22 protein-coding genes are annotated in these 21,714 nt (G+C 70.5%); 9 read left to right on the forward strand and 13 right to left on the reverse strand.

Annotated features, from left to right (window positions below; all coding sequences use genetic code 11):
- Nucleotides 1-7: 7 nt before the first annotated feature.
- A complete protein-coding gene (locus tag DNK54_RS18200) occupies nt 8-466 on the forward strand; it encodes a GatB/YqeY domain-containing protein (RefSeq protein ID WP_110208534.1) in 459 nt (152 codons plus the stop codon).
- A gap of 118 nt (nt 467-584) precedes the next feature.
- Here DNK54_RS18200 and DNK54_RS18205 read toward each other — a convergent pair whose 3' ends face one another.
- On the reverse strand, nt 585-2,963 hold the full coding sequence (locus DNK54_RS18205) for a transglycosylase domain-containing protein (RefSeq protein ID WP_162602543.1): 2,379 nt from the start codon (nt 2,961-2,963) through the stop codon (nt 585-587).
- A gap of 213 nt (nt 2,964-3,176) precedes the next feature.
- On the opposite strand from DNK54_RS18205, the gene DNK54_RS18210 reads away from it, so the two are divergent.
- Entirely contained in the window at nt 3,177-3,455 is a 279-nt protein-coding gene (locus DNK54_RS18210; RefSeq protein ID WP_110208432.1) for a WhiB family transcriptional regulator, read from the forward strand.
- A gap of 30 nt (nt 3,456-3,485) precedes the next feature.
- Here the strand turns inward: DNK54_RS18210 and bagB are convergent, their stop codons facing one another.
- The 7 genes from bagB to DNK54_RS18245 form a co-directional block, all read right to left on the reverse strand.
- Complete coding sequence (gene bagB / locus DNK54_RS18215; protein ID WP_110208433.1) at nt 3,486-4,658, reverse strand: ArsA family ATPase; 1,173 nt, start codon at nt 4,656-4,658, stop codon at nt 3,486-3,488.
- Nucleotides 4,655-5,689: an ATPase BagA gene (gene bagA / locus DNK54_RS18220; protein WP_110208434.1), complete on the reverse strand. Its 1,035-nt coding sequence runs from the start codon at nt 5,687-5,689 to the stop codon at nt 4,655-4,657. The genes bagB and bagA overlap by 4 nt, the downstream gene beginning before the upstream one ends.
- A gap of 108 nt (nt 5,690-5,797) precedes the next feature.
- A complete protein-coding gene (locus tag DNK54_RS18225) occupies nt 5,798-8,206 on the reverse strand; it encodes an ABC transporter permease (protein ID WP_110208435.1) in 2,409 nt (802 codons plus the stop codon).
- Nucleotides 8,206-8,988, reverse strand: a complete 783-nt coding sequence (locus DNK54_RS18230) for an ABC transporter ATP-binding protein (RefSeq protein ID WP_110208436.1) — start codon at nt 8,986-8,988, stop codon at nt 8,206-8,208. Before DNK54_RS18230 ends, DNK54_RS18225 begins: the two co-directional genes overlap by 1 nt.
- A gap of 111 nt (nt 8,989-9,099) precedes the next feature.
- Nucleotides 9,100-9,801, reverse strand: coding sequence for a response regulator (locus DNK54_RS18235; RefSeq protein ID WP_275426279.1), 702 nt, complete (start codon nt 9,799-9,801; stop codon nt 9,100-9,102).
- The gene (locus DNK54_RS18240; RefSeq protein WP_110208437.1) at nt 9,798-10,940 is read right to left on the reverse strand and encodes a sensor histidine kinase; all 1,143 of its coding nucleotides are present in this window, start codon (nt 10,938-10,940) and stop codon (nt 9,798-9,800) included. The genes DNK54_RS18235 and DNK54_RS18240 overlap by 4 nt, the downstream gene beginning before the upstream one ends.
- 75 nt (nt 10,941-11,015) lie before the next feature.
- Nucleotides 11,016-12,380 (reverse strand): MFS transporter, encoded by a 1,365-nt coding sequence (locus DNK54_RS18245; RefSeq protein WP_204164682.1) that lies wholly within the window; start codon nt 12,378-12,380, stop codon nt 11,016-11,018.
- A gap of 166 nt (nt 12,381-12,546) precedes the next feature.
- On the opposite strand from DNK54_RS18245, the gene DNK54_RS21340 reads away from it, so the two are divergent.
- From DNK54_RS21340 to DNK54_RS18270, 6 genes are all read left to right on the forward strand, one after another.
- Entirely contained in the window at nt 12,547-12,705 is a 159-nt protein-coding gene (locus DNK54_RS21340; protein WP_204164683.1) for a Sp36 family protein, read from the forward strand.
- On the forward strand, nt 12,705-13,178 hold the full coding sequence (locus DNK54_RS18250) for a RidA family protein (RefSeq protein ID WP_110208439.1): 474 nt from the start codon (nt 12,705-12,707) through the stop codon (nt 13,176-13,178). Before DNK54_RS21340 ends, DNK54_RS18250 begins: the two co-directional genes overlap by 1 nt.
- Nucleotides 13,178-14,053 carry an NUDIX hydrolase gene (locus DNK54_RS18255; protein ID WP_110208440.1) on the forward strand — a complete coding sequence of 292 codons (876 nt, stop codon included), beginning with the start codon at nt 13,178-13,180 and terminating at the stop codon, nt 14,051-14,053. Before DNK54_RS18250 ends, DNK54_RS18255 begins: the two co-directional genes overlap by 1 nt.
- 65 nt (nt 14,054-14,118) lie before the next feature.
- Nucleotides 14,119-14,844: an MBL fold metallo-hydrolase gene (locus DNK54_RS18260; RefSeq protein WP_338036282.1), complete on the forward strand. Its 726-nt coding sequence runs from the start codon at nt 14,119-14,121 to the stop codon at nt 14,842-14,844.
- Nucleotides 14,845-15,077: 233 nt separating this feature from the next.
- Nucleotides 15,078-16,298, forward strand: coding sequence for a Na+/H+ antiporter NhaA (gene nhaA, locus DNK54_RS18265; RefSeq protein ID WP_110208441.1), 1,221 nt, complete (start codon nt 15,078-15,080; stop codon nt 16,296-16,298).
- A 56-nt stretch (nt 16,299-16,354) separates the two neighbouring features.
- Nucleotides 16,355-16,753: a phage holin family protein gene (locus tag DNK54_RS18270; protein ID WP_110208442.1), complete on the forward strand. Its 399-nt coding sequence runs from the start codon at nt 16,355-16,357 to the stop codon at nt 16,751-16,753.
- Nucleotides 16,754-16,757: 4 nt separating this feature from the next.
- Here DNK54_RS18270 and DNK54_RS18275 read toward each other — a convergent pair whose 3' ends face one another.
- Genes DNK54_RS18275 through nth form a run of 4 tightly spaced genes read right to left on the reverse strand, consistent with a single transcriptional unit; the run spans nt 16,758 to nt 20,024 of the window.
- Nucleotides 16,758-17,936: a MarP family serine protease gene (locus tag DNK54_RS18275; protein WP_110208443.1), complete on the reverse strand. Its 1,179-nt coding sequence runs from the start codon at nt 17,934-17,936 to the stop codon at nt 16,758-16,760.
- Nucleotides 17,933-18,634, reverse strand: coding sequence for an NUDIX hydrolase (locus DNK54_RS18280; RefSeq protein ID WP_110208444.1), 702 nt, complete (start codon nt 18,632-18,634; stop codon nt 17,933-17,935). Before DNK54_RS18280 ends, DNK54_RS18275 begins: the two co-directional genes overlap by 4 nt.
- Nucleotides 18,631-19,323 carry a TlpA family protein disulfide reductase gene (locus DNK54_RS18285; protein ID WP_162602544.1) on the reverse strand — a complete coding sequence of 231 codons (693 nt, stop codon included), beginning with the start codon at nt 19,321-19,323 and terminating at the stop codon, nt 18,631-18,633. Before DNK54_RS18285 ends, DNK54_RS18280 begins: the two co-directional genes overlap by 4 nt.
- A complete protein-coding gene (gene nth, locus DNK54_RS18290) occupies nt 19,320-20,024 on the reverse strand; it encodes an endonuclease III (protein ID WP_338036283.1) in 705 nt (234 codons plus the stop codon). The genes DNK54_RS18285 and nth overlap by 4 nt, the downstream gene beginning before the upstream one ends.
- 151 nt (nt 20,025-20,175) lie before the next feature.
- On the opposite strand from nth, the gene DNK54_RS18295 reads away from it, so the two are divergent.
- Nucleotides 20,176-20,853, forward strand: coding sequence for a Crp/Fnr family transcriptional regulator (locus DNK54_RS18295; RefSeq protein ID WP_110208447.1), 678 nt, complete (start codon nt 20,176-20,178; stop codon nt 20,851-20,853).
- A gap of 154 nt (nt 20,854-21,007) precedes the next feature.
- Here the strand turns inward: DNK54_RS18295 and DNK54_RS18300 are convergent, their stop codons facing one another.
- Nucleotides 21,008-21,568 (reverse strand): hypothetical protein, encoded by a 561-nt coding sequence (locus DNK54_RS18300; RefSeq protein WP_110208448.1) that lies wholly within the window; start codon nt 21,566-21,568, stop codon nt 21,008-21,010.
- Nucleotides 21,569-21,714: the final 146 nt, after the last annotated feature.

The raw sequence follows: 21,714 nt of genomic DNA on the forward strand, positions 1-21,714 counted from the left end.
GGGTGACATGAGCGCGCTCAAGGACCGACTTCGCACCGACCTCACCACCGCCATCAAGGCGCGGGACGAGATCCGCTCCTCCACGCTGCGGATGCTGCTGACCGCGGTGACCAACGCCGAGGTAGCGGGCAAGGAGCAGCGTGAGCTCTCCGACGACGAGCTGATCGGCATCCTCTCCACCGAGGCGAAGAAGCGGCGCGAGGCCGCCACCGCCTTCGACGAGGGCGGGCGCCCCGAGAAGGCCGACCAGGAGCGCGCCGAGCTGGTCGTCATCACCGACTACCTGCCCCAGCAGCTCTCCGAGCAGGAGGTCACCGACATCGTCACCGCCGCCATCGCCAGCACCGGTGCCGCCGGTGAAGGCATGAAGGCGATGGGCAAGGTGATGGGCGTCGTACAGCCCCAGGTCAAGGGCCGCGCCGACGGCTCCTTCGTCGCCGCCGAGGTACGCCGCCAGCTCTCCTGAGTCCCAGGAGTTAACAAGATTCCCCGCCCAAGCGGGGAATCTTGCACTTGGTGTGCGTAGCTACGGCATACAAGTACCAGTTTCCCCGCCCGGGCGGGGAAACTGGTGCAGCCCCAGCTCAGTCGTCGCGGTTGCCTCGGTTGCCGCGGTTGCGGCCGCGGTTGTTCTTGCCCTTCTTGCCCTGGTTCTTCTTCTCGACCTTGGGGGTGCCGTCGGAGACGTAGAGGGTGATGGTGTCGCCGCTGGAGCTCTGGGAGCCGCCTCCGGGGGAGGTGTAGGCGACGTTGCCGCGGGCGTAGCCGGAGTCGACGTAGCCGCCGTTGGCGACGGTGAAGTTCGCATTCTCCAGGACCCGGGTCGCCTCGCTGACGCTCATGCCGGCCACTGAGGGGACGGTGATGAGGACTCCGGCGATCTCGGTCGAGGACGGCGGCACGAACTGCTCGTCGTCCAGCCACTGCTCGACCGCCTTGAAGGCGTCACCCCACATGGGGCCGGCGGTTCCCGATCCGGAGGCGGAGTAGAGGGTGCGGCCGGCGATGGACTTGCCGACCAGCGTGACCGGGTGCCCTTCGCTGTTGGCGCCGGCCAGCATCGCAGCGCCGGAGAGGTTCGGCGTGTAGCCGACGAACCACACCGACATCTGGCTGGTGGTGGTGCCCGTCTTGCCTGCGGAGGGCTGGATGGTGTTGATGCCGTTCTGATAGCCGAAGCCACCCGGCTGCTGTACGCCGGCGAGGATGTCGTTGACCGCGTCGGCGACCGCGCTGGGCAGCACCTGCGTGCACTTGGCCGGGTACTTCTTCACCACCGTGTCGTTGGCGTCGCTGATGCTCTCCACCGGACGGGAGTCGCAGTGCAGGCCACGGCCGGCGAAGGTCGCATAGGCCTCGGCCATCTCCAGCGGCGTCACATCCGCGATGCCGAGGGTGAAGGTCGGCACGCGCTCGGGCAGGCCTTCGGGCCCACCGGTCGGGTTGGTGAGCTGGACCCCCATACGCTTGGCCAGCTTGTAGGGCTCGCACAGACCCGTCTCCTGGGCGAGTGCGATGAAGAAGGTGTTCACCGACTCCCGGGTGCCGGTGTACATGTTCTTCGGGCCCGAGGAGGTCGAGTTCTGGATCGGGAAGCTGCCGTAGCCGTAGGGCTTGTCGCCGCAGTCCATGAAGTCGCGCTCTTGGAAGGTCTTCGGCGAAGGCGAGTCGATGACCTGGTTGAGCGGGATGCCGTCCTTGATCGCCTGAGCCAGCACGAACGCCTTGAAGGTCGACCCGGCCTGGAAGCCGCGGGCACCGCCTACCTCCTTGGGCACCGTGTAGTTGATGTAGGTCTCGCCCTGCATCTTCTTGTTGCCCATCGGGCGGGACTGCGCGACCGCCTTCACCGCACCTGTGCGCGGCTCGACCAGAGCCAGGGCACCGACTGCCTGCTCCTTGGCGTAGATATGGGAGGAGACCGAGTCCTGCGCAGCCTTCTGGAAGCGTGGGTCGAGTGTGGTGCGGATCGTCAGGCCGCCCGACTCGAGCAGCCGCTCCCGCTCGTCACGGGTGGCGCCGAGCGAGGGGTCGTTCTTGAGGTAGTTGATGACGTAGTCGCAGAAGAACGCCGCCGAGGAGAAGAGACAGCCGTTGCGGTTGGGCGTGATCCGCAGGCCCAGCGGGCGGGCCTTCAGCTTCTCGGCTTTCTGCTCCGGGATGACATTGAGCTCGGCCATCCGGTCGAGCACGATGTTGCGCCGGGTCAGCGCCCGGTCCGGGTACGTCGTCGGGTCATAGCCGACCGGGTTCTTCACCAGACCGGCCAAGGTGGCTGCCTGCTGGAGGTTGAGCTTGCTCGCGTCGACACTGAAGTAGTGCCGAGCGGCCGCCTGGACGCCGTACACGCCGTCGCCGAAGTAGGCGATGTTGAGGTAGCGCTCGAAGATCCAGTCCTTGGAGTAGTTCTCCTCGAACGCGATCGCGTAGCGGAGCTCGCGCAGCTTGCGGGCGAAGGTGTCCTCCATCGCCTGCCGGCGGGCTTCCTTGTCCTGCCCGGCCTGCTGGACCAGCGTCAGCTTCACCATCTGCTGGGTGATCGAGGAGCCACCCTGCCGGGTCTGGCCGGTGGCCTGGTTGGTGATGAAGGCGCGCAGCGTGCCCTTCACGTCGAGGGCACCGTGCTGGTAGAAGCGGTAGTCCTCGATGGAGAGGATGGCCTTGCGCATGATCGGCGCCACCTGCCGCAGCGACACGTTGACCCGGTTCTCGTCATAGATGGTCGCGATCGGGGTGCCGTCGGCGGCAAGGATCCGGGTGCGCTGCGGCAGCGCCTGCGTCTCCAGCTCCTCGGGCAGCTGGTTGAGCGAGTCGGAGGCGTTGCGTGCGGCGATGCCGACGACTCCCGCGAAGGGGATCGCCAGGCCGGCGACGAGGACGCCGAGCACCGCGGAGACCAGCAACATCGAGCCGAGATTGCCGAGCAGGGTGCCCGACTGGGGGCGCGGATCGCGAGCGGACATGCCGTCAAGGGTACGGGCTGCGCTCCAGACGGCCCGATTCCGCGGGACCCGGACCCATGACCAGGGTGGACTAGTCATTTGGGACTAGGAGATGTGGCCGTATCGAGTCTTCCGTCCCACTCGCCTCACGCCTACCTTCAGTGTGGGGATTGGCAACGGTGGGGAGTCCTGACAGCGGGGGCTCACCGATCTCCGGATGGGTGTGGGGACATCATGTGGGTTGAGGACTGGGCAACAGCGGCTGCGTGCCGCAATGCGCAACCGGATGAGCTCTTCGTCAGAGGAGCGGAGCAGAACAAGGCCAAGCTCGTGTGTGCGAGCTGCCCGGTGCGCACCGAATGCCTCGCCGAGGCGCTCGACAACCAGATCGAGTGGGGCGTCTGGGGCGGGATGACCGAGCGCGAGCGCCGAGCGCTGCTGCGTCGGCGCAGCGTGACCTCGTGGCGCTCCGTGCTCGAGGCCGCCAAGAACAACCAGAAGCTGGCCATCTGAGGCTGAGCCCGCTCCCCAGCGAGCCGGCGGTCACTCGGCCCGTGCGAGCAGGGCGCCGACCGTACGCAGGCCGGAGAGGTCGTGTACGTCGCTGGCGAGCGCGGGCACGACGGCCGTCGCCACCGTGGGGTGCGCGGTCGCGAAGCCGGCACGCAGCCGCGACTCCCTGGCGACGATCCGCAACCGGTCGGCATGGAGCCGGAGCAGACCGGCGGTCAGCGAGTCCTCGGTCGGATCGAGCCGCTCCGCAGCGGCCAGCGCGGCCTCGGCGCTGAGTCTGCCCTCGGGGCTGGCGCTGGCTCGGTTCACCACCAGCCCCGCCAGGGGCATCTGCTCGTCACTCAGGCGGTCGACGAAGTACGCCGCTTCGCGCAGCGCATCGGGCTCCGGTGCGGCGATGACGAGGAACGCCGTACCGTCGGCCTGGAGCAGCTGGTAGGTGGCGCTCGCCCGGGCCCGGAAGCCGCCGAAGAGCGTGTCGAACGCCGCCACGAAGGTCTGCATGTCCTGCAGCACTCCGGCGCCGAGGATCTTCGTCAGCGCGTTCGTCATCATCCCGAAGCCCGCCGACATCAGCCGGGCCGGGCCGCGGGCGGGGGTCAGCAGGAGCCTGATGAATCGGCCGTCGAGAAAGCTGGAGAGGCGCTCCGGGGCATCGAGGAAGTCCAGCGCGGAGCGCGACGGCGGAGTGTCGACGACGATCAGGTCCCACTGCCCGGATTCGCGAGCTGAGGCATGCAACTGCCCGAGCTTCTCCATCGCCATGTACTCCTGCGTGCCCGCGAAGGAGGTCGAGAGGGCGATGTAGAAGGGGTTCTCGAGGATCTGCTGTGCCTTCTCGGGATTGGCCTGGCTGAGCACCACCTCGTCGAAGGTGCTCTTCATGTCGAGCATCATCGCGTCGAGGGAGCCGTTGCCCTGCACCCCGGGCACCGGTCGTGGCGTGTTGTCGAGGGACTCGATGCCCATCGACTGAGCCAGCCGGCGGGCGGGGTCGATGGTCAGCACCACGACCTTGCGACCGCGCTCCGCGGCGCGCAGGGCCAACGAGGCGGAGGTGGTCGTCTTGCCGACGCCGCCCGAGCCGCAGCAGACGATGATCTCGGTGGCCGGATCGTCGAGCAGTCCATCGACGTCGAGCGGTCGCGGGGCAGGCCCACCGGCCGCCAGCGGGCCGACTCGAGGAGGCGGATTCTTCGTCATGCGAGTCCCTGCTCCTTCAGCGTCGCCGCGAGTTCGTAGAGCCCGGCGAGGTCCACGCCGGAGGCGATCCGGGGAAGCTCGTAGGTCGGTACGCCGAGCTCCGCCACCAGCGTGCGTTGCCCGTCCTCGAGCGCGCGCCGTTCCGCGTGGTCGGCGGCCTCGGCGAGGAGTGCGTCCACCAGCTCGGGCTCGGCCTCGACGCCGACCTTGGCGAGCGTCGCGCCGATCGTGGTCGGGTCGACGCTCCCGGTGCGGATCGCGTCAAGCTGGGAGTCGTCCAGATCGCGGGGGCGTACCAGATTGACGACCACTCCACCCACCGGCAGACCGGCCTGGCGCAGCTCGCCGATGCCGTCGGCCGTCTCCTGCACGGGCATCTCCTCCAGCACCGTGACCAGGTGCACGGCGGTCCGCTTCGACCGGAAGAGCGTCATCACCGTGTCGGCCTGCGCCTTGATCGGCCCGACCTTGGCGAGCCCCGCCAGCTCGCTGTTGACGTTGAGGAACTGGGAGATCCGGCCGGTAGGCGGTGCGTCGAGGACGATGGCGTCGTACGCCGCACCCGCCTTGCTCGACGTACCGCCCTTGCGGCCGGGCTTGGCGGCCTCGTAGACCTTGCCGGTGAGCAGGACGTCGCGCACTCCCGGTGCGATCGTCGTGGCGAAGTCGATGACCCCGAACCGGTCGAGCGCACGGCCGGCGCGACCGAGCTTGTAGTACATCGCGAGGTACTCGAGCAGCGCCGACTCTGCGTCGATGTGCAGCGCGAAGACGGTGCCGGCGCGCTCACCCTGCGCCGCCGGCAGACCGGTCGCGATCCGGCGCTCCTCGTAGGGCAGCGGCGGCACGTCGAACATCTGGGCGATCCCCTGCCGGCCCTCGACCTCGCAGAGCAGGACGTTGCGCCCGCGGCTCGCCAGCGCCAGCGCCAGCGCGGCCGCCACGGTCGACTTGCCGGTGCCGCCCTTGCCGGTGACGACGTGCAGGTCGACGCCGGGCCAGTCGCTGCCCGCCTGAGGGGATCTGCTCACGGTGGCGAGCCTACTGGCACCCGTCCGGCGTCATGCGTGGAACGAGCTATGACTCGCGCAACGCAGGACAGCTGCGCCGCCGCCCCGTCCGGCGGGCATGCCGACGCCTCAGTCGGCCAGCCCGGCGGCGGGCGTGGCGCGGGCGGCTCGCCGGGCCGGGAGCACCGCTGAGGTCAGCCCGGCCAGAGCGGAGACGCCGACGACGGTCCCGAGCTGGCCCCATGGAAGCGCCAGCGCGACCCCCGGCGTGACCGGCTCCACTGCGGTGCGCACCGCCACCCAGGCGAACCACAGCCCGAGGGCGACGCCGACCAGCGTCGCCACCACGGAGAGCAGGGCCGCCTCCGTCATCAGCGACGCCCGCAGCTGGCGCCGCGTCAGCCCGACGGCACGGAGCATGGCGTGCTCCCGACTCCGCTCGACGACGGACAGTCCGAGCGTGTTGCCGATCCCGACCAGGGCGATCAGCACCGAGATGCCCAGCAGCCCGACGACGGCTCCGGTCACGATGTCGAGCTGCAGGTCGACGTACGCGCGCTGCTTGATGCCGCTCTCGACCTCCAGGTCGCCTGCGAGCGCGGTCAGATCGCCCACCAGGTCTTCGGCGTCCGCGTCCTCCGTCGCCCGCACCCACACCGCCTGGGTGGTAGGCGCGGCGGTCAAGGTCGCCAGATCCCGCCGATCGAGGAGCACCACGTTGCCCCAGCCCGAACCGAGCTCGACCTCCAGTCGTAGGTCGCGTCCGCCGGCATGGAACGTGACCCGGCGGGGCACCTCGCCGTCAGGCAGCAGGTCGATCGGCACCAACGCGACGCCTCGCTCCGGGCGTACGGCGTCGTCGGCGTGGGTGCCGCCGGGCGCGGTGCCGGCGGTGACGCTGCCGAGCTCCTCCGACTCGGCCCGCACACCCGGGACGTCGGCCACGTCCGCGACGCCCGTCACCCGGCGTACGGCGTCACTCAGGTCGGCAGGGAGATCGCCGTCGGTGCTCGTCAGAGCCACGTCGACGGGATGATCCCGATCCATCTCGGCCGCGATAGCACCCCGTGAGGTCGCCAACCCGGTCAGGACGGCCGTGGTCAAGGTGACGCCGATGAGCAGGGCCGCCGCGGTGGCGGCGGCCCGACGGGGGTTGCGGACCGTGTTGCGTGTGGCGAGCCGGGCCGGCGCACCGCCGAGCCGGCTCGCGACGCCGCCGAGCAGGCGCACCAGCGCTGGCACGAGGACCGGGCCGAGCACGAGGACGCCGGTGAAGACGGCGGCGCCGCCGACGACCATGACCGGCATCGAGTGCTCCGCCATCGCCAGGACGAGTGCCGCAGTCCCGGCCGCCAGCAACAGACCGGCGCTCCCCCATCGCAGCCAGCCGGCCGTGCGACCCGGGAGCACCGTCGTCTCCGGTCGCAGCGCCTGCAGGGGACTGACGCGGACCACCCGCCGGGTCGGCAGCCACGCTGCGAGGACCGTGGTTGCGACCCCCATGCCGAACGCACCCAGGAGCCAGACTGGGGAGAGCGCGACCGGGCCGAGCGAGAACGAGTCGGAGGCCGCCTCGACGCCCGCGACCACCCCGTAGCCGAGCGCGGTCCCGATGCCGAGACCGAGCAGCGAGGCGCCCACGCCGATCGCAAGCGACTCGATGCGCACCGAGCGCAGGAGCTGGCGACGGGTGCCTCCGACACAGCGCAGCAGCGCAAGGTCGCGGGTGCGCTGCGCGAAGAGGATGGTGAAGGTGTTGGCGATGACCAGCACCGCGACGAAGGCCGCGATCGCGACGAAGAGAAGTGCGATGATCGCCATGATGTCGACGCCGTTGTCGACCTCCACCTTGCGCTCGGCGACCTGGGTATCACGGTCGACGATCGACTCGTCGGGGAACCAGCGCTGGAGCTCCGCGATCTGCGCGCCGATCGTGCCGCTGCCTGCCCAGAGCACACTGTCGACGTACATCCGATCTGCCCAGCGCGCGGCATCCTCCCAGGGCAGGTAGACCGCTCCGGCGACGTAGATGCTCGGAGTGTCGACGGTGCCCACCACCGTGGCGTCGAGGCGCTGAGCGCCGGTGCCGATCTGGAGCCGGTCACCCACAGAGACCCGATGTTCCTTGGCGGCGTTGGCATCCACCACCGCCTCGCCGCTCCGGGTGGGGAACCGGCCGGAGCGGAGTTCCTGCCAGCGTTGCCGGGGCGCCAGGGAGATCGGTGCGATGTCGGCGTCGTCCGCCAGCACGGTGCCGGCGCGCCGCACCGGCTGGGTCGACCACCCGAGTACCAGCGCCTCCGCGCCTTCGCGGTCGGCACGCGCCACGACGTCCGCCGCTACCTCGCCGCTGGGGTTCCGGACGACGGCGTCGGCACCCGCATAGGGCACGCCGACACCTTGGGTGAGGCCGGAGCGTGCCGCGGAGACGAGCGCGTTGGTGACCACCAGGAACGCGACCGCCACGATCACTGCGAGGGCGGCGGCGACGTACCGGCGGCCGTAGCGGCGCAGAGAGCCGAGCAGGACGCTGCGCATCAGCGGGTCCCGCCGCGCAACGCGGCGACCAGCGTGTCCTGGTCGGGAGAGGTGAGGCGGGCGCTGATCTGCCCGTCGTGGATGACCAGCACGTCATCGGCGTACGCCGCGGCGTCCAGCTCGTGGGTCACCATCACCACGGTCTGGCCGAGCTCACGCACCGAGCGACGGAGGAAGCCCAGGACCTCGGCCGACGCCTCGCTGTCGAGGTTTCCGGTGGGCTCGTCGGCGAAGACGATCTCCGGCTGGCGCACCAGTGCCCGAGCGATCGCCACCCGCTGCTGCTGACCGCCGGAGAGCTCGCTGGGCAGGTGCCCGAGCCGGTCCTCGAGGCCGAGCACCCGGGTGACGAGGTCGAGGCGATCCCGGTCGGCGCGGTCCGGTCGGTGCCCGGCGAGCTCGAACGGAAGCCAGATGTTCTGGCCCGCGGTGAGCATGGGCAGCAGGTTGAACGCTTGGAAGACGAAGCCGATGTGATCGCGGCGGAAGCGGGTGAGCGTGTCGTCGTTCATCCGCGCCAGGTCCCGCCCGGCGACGGTGACACTGCCGGCAGTGGGCTGGTCGAGACCGGCCAGGCAGTGCATCAGCGTCGACTTGCCCGATCCGGACGGACCCATGATCGCGGTGAACCGTCCGGCGGGCAGGTCGAGGTCGACGCCGCGCAGCGCGTGCACGAGCGCATCGCCACGGCCGTAGCTGCGGGCCAGGCCGCGTGCCCGCGCGGCCAGGGCGAGGTCGGGAACGGGGGTCTCGGGCGGAGGTCCCGGGAGGGTCTTCGTCATGCTTCGAGCCTGGCCGCTCGCGTGCGCCGAATCACCAGACCCGGGTCGGGACCTTCGCTACGACCGGGGGTGGAGAGCCGGGGGCGCTGTACGACCTGGGTCGTACGGCGATCAGCCCGGTGTCACCAACCCGGTCTCGTAGCCCAGCACCACCAGCTGCACCCGGTCGCGGCAACCGGTCTTGGCGAGGATGCGGCCGACGTGGGTCTTCACGGTCGCCTCCGCCACCACCAGGTCGGCAGCGATCTCCGGGTTCGACCGGCCGCGGGCGACCAGCATCAGAACCTCGCGTTCGCGGTCGGTCAGCTCCGTCAGCTCGGCAGCCGGAGCGGCGGCCCCCGGCTGCGGGAGTACGGCGGCGAACTGGTCGAGCAGCCGCCGCGTGGTGCTCGGCGCCACGACCGCATCACCCGCGTGCACGCGGCGGATCGCGGCCAGGAGGTCCTCCGGAGGCGCGTCCTTGAGCAGGAACGCCGAGGCGCCGGCGCGCAGCGCTGCGAAGGCGTACTCGTCCAGGTCGAAGGTGGTCAGCACGATCACCCGCGGAAGGTCGCCCGCGTCGGCGATCCGACGCGTCGCCTCGACGCCGTCCATCACCGGCATCCGGACATCCATGAGCACCACGTCGGCGGCAGTGGCGGTGAGCTGGTGCACCGCCTCGTCGCCGTTGCCCGCCTCGCCGCACACGACCAGGTCGGCCTGGCTGCCGATGAGCATCCGGAAGCCGGCCCGCACCATCTGCTGGTCGTCGACGAGAAAGACGCGGATCGGTTCGCCGTCGCTCACAGGGCTGATCGGTTCGCCGTCGCTCACAGGGGGATCCTCGCAGAGACCTCGAAGCCGCCGCCGGAGCGCGGACCGGTGCGCAGCGTGCCGCCGTGGGCCGCGAGCCGCTCCCGCATGCCCAGCAGGCCGAGCCCCTTGCCGTCGGTCGTCACCCCGGCTCCCCGTCCGTCATCGGCCACGCAGACCTCGAGGGCGCCGCCGGCCTGGGTCATCCGGACCCGGACCCGCGCACCCGGCCCGGCATGCTTGCGGACGTTGGTCAGTGCCTCCTGCACCACGCGATAGGCGGTCAGGCCGACCCCGTCGGGTACCCGGGGCAGCGGCTCGGGCAGGTCGGCATGCACCGGGGTGCCGCCGGCCTCCGCCTCCGCCAGCAGGTGCGGCACATCGGCCAGCAGCGGTTGGGGGCGCACCCCCGACTCCTCCGAGCGCAGCAGTCCCAGCATCCGCCGCATCTCGGTGAGTGCCTCGCGCCCGGTGCTGGAGATGGTGGCGAGCGTCTCCGCCGCCAGTGCCGGGTCCTGCGCGGCGGCGTACCGTGCGCCGTCGGCCTGCACCACGATGACCGAGAGTCCATGGGCGACCACGTCATGCATCTCCCGGGCGATCCGGGCGCGCTCGTCGGCTGCTGCCAGCGCCGCCTGCTGCTCCGCCTCGTGTTCGAGGCGCCGACTGCGCTCGACGAGAGCGTCGACGTACTCGCGGCGGGTGCGGGCGAGCGTGCCCAGTGCCCAGCTCGCGACGCCGATGACGGAGAGGAAGAGGACGTAGCTGACCAGCGCCTCCAGTGCGAGGTAGTCGCGCAGCCAGTCGACGGAGGCGATCACCGCTCCGGCGATCGCCGCGGCGAGCACCACGAACCCCCAACGTGGCTTGGCGAAGCGCGCGGCCGAGTAGACGGCGATCGGGAAGGCGACCTGACCCCAGATCGGCTGATCGGTGACCCCGACCTGCAGGAGGTGCGCGGCTCCGACGACGAACGCGACCGCCACCGGATGCCTCCGCCGCCAGGCCAACGGCACCGTCATCGCCAACGACAGCAGGGCGATCGGCGTCGGAAAGCCGCCCAGCGGCCACGCCAGCAGGGTGATCAGCGACAGACCACCGGCCAGCGCCAGATCGAAGCGGCGCTCGCCTGCGGGAGTCAGCCGTCGGGGCGGACGCATGAGCTCAGGGTACGGCGCCGGCCCGGTTCGGGACGCTCTGCGTTCAACGAACCGAGGCTGCTGCAAGGCATGACGTCACGCTGGAGCCGGGGTACGGCGCGCTGCGGCGACACCGAGGAGAGTGATCACCACGGACAATCCGAAGACCACATCGAACCGATGGGCGGTCGTGGCGATCCCGAAGAGCACTCCCGAGACGGAGAGCGCGAGCGCTGCGCCGAGGGAGTCGGCGATCGAGATGGCGGAGGAGTTGAAGCCTCGCTCGTCCTCCGGCGAGTGCGCGAGCATCACCACGGTGAGGCGTGGGTAGGCGAGCCCCATGCCGATCGACGCGACGCCGTACCCGGCGATCAGGAGAGCAGCCGACAGGTCGATCATCACCACCGCGCAGACCACTGCACTGCCCGCGGTGAGCAGGCCCGACCCGAGGACCAGCGCCCGGGTGTTGCTGAGCCGGTCGGCCAGTCGGGCCTGGGCCTGGCTGGCGGCGGCCCAGCTCAGCCCGGCCATCGCCAGCGCATAGCCGGCCTGGGCGGTGCTGAAGCCCCACTGCTCCTGCAGGACGAACGGCACGTAGGCCTCGGCGCAGAAGAACCCGCCCGAGAGCGCACCCCGCGTGGCGATCACCGACGGCAGCCCGCGTCCGAGGGCAAGGGTCCGCGCCGGCAGCAGCGGACGGACCGCCATCAGCGCGACGACGCCGGCGAGCGCGGCGAAGAGCAGGCCGACCCCCGAGTCGCCGAGCAGCTCCAGGGCGAGTACGGCGGCGGCCGCCACGATCGCCCAGAGCAGCGGGACGACGGGGAAGGGGCGTGCGGACGGCGTCGGCGGATGGGCCCAGAGCTCGCGCAGGGCTGGCGTGATGAGCAGGAGAGCCACCACGACCAGGCCGACGGTGCCGAGGAAGACCCACTGCCAGCCGAAGTGGTCGGCGATCAGGGCGGCGATCGCCGGGCCGAAGAGGGAAGGCAGCACCCAGGCTGCGGCGAACCCGGCCAGGATCGACGGTTGCAGACGCGGTGGATAGACCTGACCGACCACCACGTAGAGCGCCACCGTGATGCCCCCGCCGCCGGTGCCCTGGAGCACCCTGCCGAGGACCAGCGCCTCCATCGACGGCGCGAGCCCGCAGACGAGCAGGCCGAGGGAGAAGACGACCGCACATGCGAGCAGCGGTGGCACCGGGCCGCGCCGGTCGCTCCACGCCCCGGTGGCGACCATGCCGACGATGCCGCTGGCCAGCGGCGCCGCGAACGCCAGCGCGTAGAGGTGGACGCCGTCGAGCTCACGGCTGATGTCGGGCATCACCGTGGTCACCGCAAGCGCCTCGAAGGCGGCGATGAAGACGAGCGAGAAGGTGCCGACCGTGGTGGCGACGTACGGCGGCCGGAGGGCCCCAGCACCGGGTCGGGTCCTGCTGGTCTCGGGGGCGTCGCTCACCGGCTCACGATAGAGGCGGGGGAGGCGGACGTACCAACCGATGAGGCTCACGATCGGCTCTGAGCGCGACCAGGACGGTCGGTGCGTCCGGGGCCGGCGGCACCGTGGGTTCCGACCGCTCGGAGGGCTCGCGCGCGGTGGTGGGCACGCGGGTAGGGTGCCGAGCATGACCAAGTGGGAATACCTGACCGCGCCGATCCTGACGCACGCCGCCAAGCAGATCCTCGACAACTTCGGCTCCGATGGCTGGGAACTCGTGCAGATCGCCCCGGGGATGAACCCGGAGAACCTGGTCGGCTACTTCAAGCGTCCGGTGGCCGAGTGATGGGCGCCGTCGAGGAGCGACTGGCCGGGCTCGGACTCGAGCTGCCCGAGGTCGCGAAGCCGGTGGCGGCGTACGTGCCGGCGCTGCGGAGCGGCCAGCACGTCTTCACCTCCGGCCAGCTTCCGATGCGCTCGGGGGAGCTGATCGTCACCGGCAAGGTCGGCGGCGAGGTGTCGCCCGAGGAGGCGACGGAGTGTGCGCAGCAGTGCGCACTCAACGCGATGGCGGCGGTCAAGTCCGTGATCGGCGACCTCGACCTGGTCACCCGGGTCGTGAAGGTGACGGCGTTCGTCGCCTCGACCTCCGACTTCACCGGCCAGCCGCAGGTCGCCAACGGCGCCTCGGAGCTGCTCGGCACCGTCTTCGGTGAGGCGGGTCAGCATGCCCGATCGGCGGTCGGCGTTCCGGTGCTGCCGTTGGATGCCCCGGTCGAGGTCGAGATCGTCGTCGAGGTCGCCGGGACCGACGCCTGATGGATCCCACGCTGACGCTGCCCGAGCACCTGATCGAGCAGGCCAAGGAGTTCTTGGTCGGCGGCAAGGAGCCTGCCGAGCCGCGTGCGGCCGCGACCGTCGTCCTGCTGCGTGCGGGCGACGGGCGACCGGGCGGGCTGGAGGTCTACCTGCTGCGGCGTCACGTCGGCATGGCCTTCGCCGCCGGGATGAGCGTCTTCCCCGGGGGCGGTGTCGACCCTCGCGACAGCGAGCTCGACCCGGCGCTGTGGGCCGGGCCGAGCCCGGAGGAGTGGGCCAGGCGGATGGACTGCACGGCAGACGAGGCGCAGGCGCTGGTCTGCGCGGCGGTGCGGGAGACCTTCGAGGAGTCCGGGGTGCTGCTGGCCGGCACCGCAGACTCCGTCGTCGCCGACACGACCGGTGATGACTGGGAGGCCGACCGGGTCGCCCTGGAGGGCCGCCAGCTCTCCATGACCGAGTTCCTCACCAGGCGGGGGCTGGTGCTCCGCACCGACCTGCTCTCCGTGCTGGGCGGGTGGCTCACGCCCAACTTCGAGCCCAAGAGGTACCTGACCTGGTTCTTCGTGGCGACCCTGCCCGAGGGGCAGATCACTCGCGACGTCTCGACGGAGTCTGACAAGGTGGCCTGGCTCCCGGTGCGCGAAGCGCTCAAACTGGCCGACGACCGGCAGATGATGCTGTTGCCGCCGACCTACGCGACCATGTGCGAGCTCTACGACGCCACGACGCCCGACGAGGCACTGGCGCATGCCGGAGAGCTGCCGTTCGAGATGATCGAACCGGTCTTCAACCCCGACAACAACCGTCTGGAGAGCCGGCCGCGGATCGTGGAGCTCGGCATCAGGGTCGGGAAGCTGGTGCACGAGGGGTGAGTGCCTGGACCGGTGGTTCGTTCGGGGAGCGGGGCCAATGTGTGCTCGCGCCCAACGCGAACATGATGACACTCGACGGCACCAACACCTGGGTGCTTCGAGAGCCGGGTGGGAACCGCTCGATCGTCGTCGACCCGGGCCCGTCGATCCTCAGCCACCTGGACGCCGTCGAGGAGGCCTCCGGCCCGGTCGCGGCCGTGTTGCTGACGCACCATCACCACGACCACAGCGAGGCTGCGCGGGAGTTCGCCGAGCGGATGGGCTGCGGCGTACGGGCACTCGACCCGGCGTACCGCCTCGGTTCGGAGGGCCTGCACGACGGCGACGTCGTGAGCGTCGACGGCCTCGAGGTGCACGTCCTCGGTACGCCGGGCCACACCGCCGACTCGCTCTGCTTCTACCTTCCCGGGGACGGCGTGGTGCTGACCGGCGACACCGTGCTTGGCCGAGGCACCACCGTGGTGGCCCACCCGGACGGTCAGTTAGGTGCCTACCTCGACTCGCTCGACCGGCTGCACCGCTTGGCCGCCGAGCGTGAGCTCGCGGCGATCTGGCCCGGCCACGGCCCGGTGATCGACAACGCCCTCGCCGCACTCGACTACTACATCTCCCACCGTCACGACCGGCTTGCCCAGGTCGAGGCTGCGCTCGCCACGCTCACCCCCGAGCAACGATCCTCCGACGACCTCCCGCGGACCGTTGTCGAGATCGTCTACTCCGACGTCGACCCCGTCCTCTGGGGCGCCGCAGAGCTCAGCGTCCGCGCACAGCTCGCCTACCTGGCCCGCTGACGCCGCCAGTTTCCCCGCCCGGGCGGGGAAACTGGCACTTGGTGTGCGTAGCTACGGCCTACAAGCGTGGGTTTTCCACGGCAGGTGTGACGGGTGAGGCGCCCGGTGCTTCGGGGGTGACGTGCCCGCGAGGGGAGGCGGCGTAGGGTAGGCACCGGTGTGCCGGGAAGTCTGGTCGGCTCGCTGCCGGTCGAGGTGGCGGTTCTGCTGGTCCACACCCGAATGAAGGCCCGATGCCCACGTTGCCCCGCCTGCGTTTCCTGCCCGACCCCACCCGCCGCGATGCTGCCCGACTCGGCGACCTGCTGCGCCGCGAGACCGTGGGTGGCGTACTCGCCCTGCTGGCCGCAGTGGTCGCGGTGCTCTGGGCCAACTCGATGCTCGGCGGCAGCTATGAAGACCTGCGCCACTATGAGGTCGGACCGCTCAACGTCGAGCAATGGGCAGCAGACGGGGCCTTGACGCTCTTCTTCTTCGTGACAGGGCTCGAGTTGAAGCGCGAGTTCGTGGTCGGCTCGCTGGCGCGGATCTCCGATGCCATCGTCCCCGTCGTGGCAGCGGCGTGTGGCGTCGCGGTCCCCGCCCTGATCTATGTCGCGATCAACGTGCTGGGCCCGGACGGTCATCCGCGTGGCTGGGCGATCCCGTCGGCGACCGACATCGCATTCGCCGTCGCGGTGCTCGCGGTGGTCGGCTCCGCGCTGCCCGGCCAGCTGCGCACCTTCCTGCTCACGCTGGCGGTGGTCGACGACCTCATCGTGATCGTCATCATCGCCCTCTTCTACGCGTCCGGCTTCCACCTGGTCTCCCTCCTGGTCGCGGTAGCCTGCTGCGCGGCGTACTGGCTGTTGCAGCACCTGCGGGTCTCCTCGGTACTGGCGCACCTGCCGTTCTTCCTAGGCGCCTGGTGGTTCACCCACGAGAGCGGCATCCACGCGACCATCGCGGGTGTCGTCCTCGGGCTGCTGACGCGGGTCCGCGCTGACGCGGGGGAGGAGACCAGCCCGGCAGAGAAGGTCGAGCATGCCCTCGGACCGTGGTCGGCGGGCCTTGCGGTCCCGGTGTTCGCGCTGATGTCGGCCGGGGTGGTGATCGGTGGCGGCGCCGAGCTGATCAGCGACCCGGTCGTGCTCGGCGTACTCGCGGGGCTCGTGGTCGGCAAGCCGTTGGGGGTCTTCGGCGGGGCCTGGCTGCTCACCAGGTTGACGCGCGCCGAGATGGACCCCGACGTGGGGTGGATCGACGTCTTGGGCGTCGCGCTGTTGGCGGGTATCGGCTTCACGGTCTCGCTGCTGGTGGCGGATCTCTCGTTCACCGGCGCCGAGCGGGAGGCCGCCAAGACGGCGGTGCTCCTCGGCTCGCTCGTCTCGGCACTCCTCGGCGCGGCGCTGTTGACGTCGCGCAACCGGGTTCACCGGCACCGACCGCCACTCTCGGGGCCCTTCGCCGACTGAGCCGCCGTGTAGAGTCCGCAGCGGATCAGCAGGACCACCCTCAGGAGTTAACCGGCATGTCGCAGCAGCCCCACCAGGACGAGCCCACCATCGGTCGGCTGATCGGTGACGCGCAGAAGGACATCTCCAAGCTCATCCAGTCCGAGATCCAGCTCGCCAAGACCGAGCTGAAGATCAGCGTCAAGGCCGGCACCGCGGGCATCGGGCTCTTCGCTGCGGCCGGGTTCCTGCTGCTGCTCGCGATCATCATCTTCTCCATCGCACTGGCGCAGCTCATCCACTGGAACGGCGACGGCCTCGACCTGCACTGGGCCTACCTGATCGTCTTCGGCGTCTACACGGTGCTGGCGGTGCTGCTGGTCCTGGTCGGCGTCTCCAAGGTCAAGAAGGTCAAGGCGCCGGAGCGCGCGATCGCGCAGGCGCAGGAGACCAAGGCGGCGTTCGCCAAGCACTGACGGGTCAGCCGGTGCAGTCGCCGGTGCTCACGGTGGCCTCGTGGCTCCGGCCAGCGGCTGCGGCGTCGGCGACGGCAGCGGCGGTGACCGCGTAGCCGGTGTCCTTGTCGGTCACGGAGGCGGCGAAGACCACACCGACGACGTCCCCGTTGGTGTTGATCACCGGCCCGCCGGAGTTGCCGGGGCGGATCAACGCGCGCAGCGACAGCACGTCACGGATGACCGAGCCCTCGTTGTAGATGTCCGGCGAGCGGAGTCGCTGCTCGGCTCGGATGCGGCCGGGCTGGACGTCGTACGGACCGTCCTCGGGGTAGCCGAGGACGGCGACGTTCGCGCGGTCGGCAGGATCGTCCTCGAAGGCCAGCCCGGGAGCATCGAGCCCTGGTACGGCGAGCACTGCGATGTCGAGTTCGCTGTCGTAGTGGACGACACGCGCCCGCTGGGTCGCGTCGCCGAGGAGCACCGACGGGTCCGAGACCCCGGCCACGACGTGGGCGTTGGTCATCACGCGGCCCGGCGCGTAGACGAAGCCACTGCCTTCGACCCCGCGTCCGCATCGGTTCTCGCCGCGGATCTTCACCACGCTGGCTGCCGCGTCGCGCACGTCGGGGTCGCGCATGATGCGGGAGGCGTCGGGCGGCTTGACCTCGACGATCCGCTCCGGCGCGAAGGGCTCCAGGTAGCGCGGGAAGAAGTTCGTGCCGACCACGTTGTTGAAGGCGTTGAGCGCCTCGTTGGCCTGGGACGGCATCGCCTTGTCGACCTTCGCCAGCACGACGGACTCGCGAACCATCGGGGTGATCGGCCCGATCCGCGACCCGCTGACCGCGACCCCCAGGGCCCAGGCGACCAGGAGCACGGCGAACGAGCTCAGCAGCGCGCCGCCGACAGCATCGACCGCACGGGCTGGCTGCCAGGTGATGAGCTCGCGGGCTTTCGCGCCGGCGTACTGGAAGGTGGCCTGACCGAGGCTCGCCGCCAGGATCACGATGAAGAGGGCGCCGAGGGAGACCCACGTCGACGGATCTTTGTCGCCCAAGGTGAGCGGCGCGAGCCAGATGCCCAGGAGGCCACCGAGAAGCAGGCCCACGGTGGCGAAGGCGCCGGTGATGAAGCCCTGCCAGTAGCCCGAGAGGGCATAGGTCAGGACCAGCAGGATGAGGAGGATGTCGAGGACGTTCACCGATCGTCCTCCTTCAAGGTCGTGTTCGGCGCGGGGACGGGGCCGCGGCGCTCACCCTCCAGCATGCGAGCCGGAAGTTCCACCACCCGGCGCGTGTCCCACGGATCTGCCCAGCCGATGTGCTCGAAGTAGCGGGAGATGATCCCGGCCGTGAACCCCCACAACAGCACGTCGTGCTCCGGCCCGATCAGGTACGCCGGCCCGAGCCACCCGCCCGGCGCGCGGACGGCCACGCGGTGCTCAGGCTCGATGAGCTCGCGCAACGGCACCCGGTGGATGGCGTGGACCTCGTCGACCGAGTGCGTGGTGACCGGCGACTCCGTCTGCCACCAGCCGAGCACAGGTGTGACCGCGAAGTTGCTCGGCGGCAGCCAGAGCTCGGGGAGCTGACCGAGCACCTCCACCCCGCTCGGATCGAGCCCGGTCTCCTCCCACGCCTCCCGTAGCGCCGTCTCGACAGGAGTCTCCCCGGGGTCGATCGACCCACCGGGGAAGGAGACCTGGCCCGGGTGTGTGCGCATCGTGTGCGCCCGCTCGGTGAGCAGCAGGTCATGCCCGTGCGGGCCCTCCCCGAAGAGCATGAGTACGGCGCCCCGCCGGCCAGCGTGGTCGTCGGGTGGTACGAAGCGGGTCAGGTCGTCGGCGCGGATGGTCGCCAATCCGGCCTGGACCGGATCCAGCCAGCGTGGCGCGGTCATGGTGCCTGGCCCAACGTGATGCCCAGGTGCTTCTCGACCAGGCCTTCCAACTCCCCGACGGAGTCGATCTCCTCGAAGGCGACCCGTGGCGTGCCGCTGTCGTCGACCACCGAGCCGTCGGCGTCGATGAAGATCATCGCGGGGAGGCCCGGGAAGTTGGGCAGCGGCCCTGCGAGTGCGAGATCGGTGTTCGGATCGGCGAGCTGCGGGTAGCTGATGCCGGTCTCGCGGGCCAGCTCGAGGGCCGCCCCGGGTTGGGCGTCGTTGAAGTCGATGCCGAGCACCGCCACCTGGTCGCCGTGCTTCTGGAAGAACTTCTCGTAGATGGGCAGCTCGCGCCGGCATGGCGGGCACCAGGAGGCCCACAGGTTGATCACCATGGGTCCGCGCAGCGTCGACACGTTGACATCGGCCCCACCGCCCAGACAGGGCAGCGTGATGGCCGGCAGCGTGCTGTCGCCGTGACTGCCTGCTCCGGGCGCGCAGTCGGGAAGATCGGTGGCGGCCTTGGCGTCCCGGAGCTCGGGGGTGTCGACCTGCACACTGCTCCGGTGGCTGGCGTCGCCGTCGGATCCGGGTGGCGTCAGCATCGAGCACCCCGTGGAGAGCAGCAGGATCGCGGTGCAGGCAACGGCAGCGCGCCGGATGCCCTGGTGCGCCCTTCCGCCGTGATGACGGCCTGGCGTCATGCCGGTCCCTCGGTGCGCACCAGCTTGGCGGCCTCGCCAGCGTCGACCGGACCCTCGCCGTACGAGGGGCACCAACGCGCGACCGGGCAGGCGCCGCATGCAGGCTTCTTCGCGTGGCAGATCCGGCGGCCGTGCCAGATCACGTGGTGGCTGAGCATCGTCCAGTCACGCTTGGGGAAGAGGTCGCCGATGGCGAACTCGACCTTGACCGGATCGGTCTCCTCGGTCCATCCGAAGCGTCGTACGAGGCGGCCGAAGTGGGTGTCGACGGTGATGCCGGGGATGTCGAAGGCGTTGCCCAGCACGACGTTGGCGGTCTTGCGGCCGACGCCCGGAAGCTTGACCAGGTCGTCGAGCCGCGGCGGCACCTGGCCGTCGTGCTGCTCCACCAGGGCGTGGGAGAGTTTGAGCAACGACTCGGTCTTCTGGCGGAAGAAGCCGAGCGGGCCGACGATCTGCTCCAGTGCCGCTCGGTCGGCGCCGGCCATCGTGCGGGCGTCGGGGTAGGCGGCGAAGAGGGTGGGCCGCACCTTGTTGACCCGTCGGTCGGTGGTCTGGGCGCTGAGCACCGTGACCACGAGCAGCTGGAACGGATCCTCGAAGTCGAGCTCGCACCGGGCGTCGGGATAGGTCGCGGCGAGCACGCGGTCGACCTTGCGGGCGCGGCGGACCAGAGCGGTCCGGGAGTCGGTCGCGGGCACGGAGGACAGCCTACGTGGAGCCTCCGACACCCGCTCGGCAGGAACCCGGTTGAAAGGCGCGCCGGTTGATGGTTCATGATGTGACCCAAAGCACGACTAGGATCGGCTAGAACTGCGCTCATTTACTCGCTCACTAGCGATGGAGGACCTCGTGGACAATGACGTGCTGCGTCAGGCGCCGCTCTTCAGCCACCTCGACGACGAGGCGGCCACCGCGCTGCGCTCGTCGATGACCGAGTCGCGGCTGCGACGAGGCGAAGTGCTCTTCCACGAGGGCGACTCCGGCGACAAGCTCTACATCGTCTTGGACGGCAAGGTGAAGCTGGGCCGCACCTCCAGCGACGGGCGCGAGAACCTGCTGGCCATCCTCGGCCCCGGTCAGATGTTCGGGGAGCTGTCGCTCTTCGACCCGGGCCCGCGTTCGGCGACCGTCACCTGCGTGACCGACGCCAGTTTCGCCTCGCTCTCCCACGGCGACCTCGCCAAGTGGCTGGAGGGCCGCCCGGTCGTGGCCTACGGCATCCTCGGCCAGCTGGCCGGCCGGCTGCGCAAGGCCAACGACGTCGTGGCCGACCTGGTCTTCTCCGACGTGCCGGGCCGCGTGGCCAAGGCCCTGCTCGATCTCGCCGACCGTTTCGGGCGCACCGCCGACGACGGTGTCCACGTCCATCACGACCTCACTCAGGAGGAGCTCGCCCAACTGGTCGGCGCCTCCCGAGAGACCGTCAACAAGGCGCTGGCCGACTTCGCATCGCGCGGATGGCTGCGGCTGGAGCCGCGCTCCGTCGTGATCATGGACATCGAGCGGCTCTCCCGCCGCGCCCGCTGAGCAGGGCACTCACCAGCAGCGCAGCACGGCAGCCGTCCATGTTGCTCACCATGCGTGTCGAGTTCGCGCAAACGATCGCTTGAGTTCGCGCATCTGGCAACGGCGAGGTGCCGTTTGCGCGGACGCAACGCGCCATTTGCGCGAACTCGACGTTTCAGGCAGCGGGCAGGGTACGGCGGCGCTGCGTGATAGCGCGTAGGCGTGAGGTGCGGCCCTGCTCGTCTTCGCGCCGTACCGCCCAGACGACGCCCGTCAGCGCCTCGGCGAGGTCGATCGGCGCGGCGCCCTCCTCGATCTCGCGGACGTGCAGCCGCGGGGCCGGGAGGAGGCGGGACCACGCAGGGATGGTGCCCACCTCGTCGGCACGGAGCAGGAGCATGACGTGCACGTCGAGCCCGGCCAGGTGGTCCAGGATCAGTGCGAACTGGTCGACGTCGGCCTCTGCGAACTGCGGCTGCGCGATGGCCATGTCGGCGTCGAGCCGCCACAGACCGCGGGTGATGCCCGCCCAGGCACCCTCGACCTCACGGCGGCTCAGGCCGCGGGCGCGGTGGTTGCGGAGCATCTCGGTCGCTGCGGCGTCGAGCGCGGGCTGCGCGATCTCGGGCACCAGACAGCCGGCGCCGGCCAGCAGTGCTCGGTGCTGCGAGAGGTCGGCATGGGTGAGTGCGCGCGGCTCAGGGCCGACGTGCAGGAAGAGCTTCTTCTTCGCCATGGCGCCAGGGTGGACGCTGGAGGTGGCCGGAAGGTGCCGTCCCCGGTGGCCGTCCGATGAACAGAGGCTCCCCCGGCGCCCGAGGGAGCCGCTGAACGATCTCGCTGGCTGCGCAACGGCGTCGACGGGCCAGCCCAGCGCCGCCC

It is taken from the genome of Nocardioides daejeonensis (assembly GCF_003194585.1).
In the GTDB taxonomy this organism is placed as follows: domain Bacteria; phylum Actinomycetota; class Actinomycetes; order Propionibacteriales; family Nocardioidaceae; genus Nocardioides; species Nocardioides daejeonensis.